The organism is Neisseria iguanae (genome assembly GCF_003013245.1).
In the GTDB taxonomy this organism is placed as follows: domain Bacteria; phylum Pseudomonadota; class Gammaproteobacteria; order Burkholderiales; family Neisseriaceae; genus Neisseria; species Neisseria iguanae.
The window spans coordinates 1-1,242 of record NZ_PXYY01000175.1 but is presented as its reverse complement, the minus strand read 5'-3'; the positions used below and the strand labels follow the sequence as shown (position 1 = coordinate 1,242).

The following is a 1,242-nucleotide window of genomic DNA, read 5'->3' as shown; positions in this document are numbered from 1 at the left end:
GTCGGATTTTGTAAGCCGGTTTTAAAACTCTTTGATTTGTCTAAATATGATATAATTTGATTTGTTTCAGCCACGTATTTGGGAGTAGTAAATGGCAACTTCTTATGAAACCGATTTTGCAAAGTGGACGGCGGAACAGGCCGGTTTGCTTCGGGCGGGATTGGTCAACAGTATTGATTTCAGAAACCTTGCTGAGGAAATTGAAGATATGGGCAAAAGCGAGCAACGGGCTTTAGAGAGCCGCTTGCAGGTTTTAATCTGCCATTTGTTGAAATGGAAATTCCAACCGGAACGGCAGGGTAATTCATGGCGTGCTACGATTAAAGAGCAACGGGCGCGGATTGCTGATATTTTTGAAGAATCACCCAGCTTGAAAGGTCGGGTTTCTCATGATGAATATCTTGCTAAAGTTTGGTCGTATGGTGTAACGGCGGCAGTTAAGGAAACGGATTTAGATGAATCGGTTTTTCCAGAATGGCCGATTTGGACTGTGCAGCAGATTTTAGACAACGATTTTCTGCCTGATTGATGGGGGTGTAGATGTCGGAATTTCAAGAGGCAATAAAGCCAACCAATACACCTTATGATGAATGGTTGTCTAAGAAAATTGAGCGTTCACGCCAATCTAAAACGCTGACTTCCGAAGAATCACGCCGTTTGGTTCGTGGAATGTTGAAAAAGGCCGGTCTTAAAAAATAGTCCGGCTGTTTTTAAAAGTATGGCAACAGGCCGTCTGAATATTCAGACGGCCTTTGTGTTTTCAAGGAGCAGAAAGATGAAAACGATTTATGTTGAAATCGGTTACGCCGACGGCAAGGCGGCGGTGGCCAATTATTCAAAAGGTAAGCTGGTGGTATGGCGTAAAGGCACAGACGGGATTTTTTCGGAGTTGCCGCCTCGTCCGGCTAAGAGCATGAAAGATGCGATGAAGCAGGTCGGCAGAATCTACTGTAAAGATAAGGTGATTTGCTGACTGAAATTCCCTACCGTCGCTTTCAGACGGCCAGCAACCCAGCGGCTGGGTGATAAATAGGCTGAGCGGGTTACGATACCGTCCTAGGTGTGATGTCCGGTTACAAGCACTTTGCCTGTGAAACAATCAGCAGTAGCAGGAGGGTAAACAATCGCGGAAGGGGTCTTATCAGTCTTTGCTGTATTTTCGAGATGTCCTTGATAGAGACTGACTACCGGTAACAGGTTGGGGAGCAGGTGGAAGCCCTGCGCTAAGATTAACGGTTTAAA

At 45.6% G+C, this 1,242-nt stretch carries 4 protein-coding genes; 3 read left to right on the top strand and 1 reads right to left on the bottom strand.

The features are described from left to right. Positions 1-91 precede the first annotated feature (91 nt). The 3 genes from C7N83_RS13895 to C7N83_RS13890 all read left to right on the top strand — a co-directional run bounded on the left by C7N83_RS13895 (position 92) and on the right by C7N83_RS13890 (position 973). Positions 92-529 (top strand): DUF29 domain-containing protein, encoded by a 438-nt coding sequence (locus tag C7N83_RS13895; RefSeq protein WP_106743285.1) that lies wholly within the window; start codon positions 92-94, stop codon positions 527-529. Between the two features lie 11 nt (positions 530-540). Beyond that, positions 541-699 carry a hypothetical protein gene (locus C7N83_RS15075; RefSeq protein ID WP_170064934.1) on the top strand — a complete coding sequence of 53 codons (159 nt, stop codon included), beginning with the start codon at positions 541-543 and terminating at the stop codon, positions 697-699. Between the two features lie 76 nt (positions 700-775). Then, complete coding sequence (locus tag C7N83_RS13890; RefSeq protein ID WP_106743281.1) at positions 776-973, top strand: hypothetical protein; 198 nt, start codon at positions 776-778, stop codon at positions 971-973. An 83-nt stretch (positions 974-1,056) separates the two neighbouring features. Here the strand turns inward: C7N83_RS13890 and C7N83_RS15480 are convergent. Continuing rightward, on the bottom strand, positions 1,057-1,242 hold a 186-nt coding region (locus C7N83_RS15480), incomplete at its 5' end, for a hypothetical protein (RefSeq protein WP_211296678.1).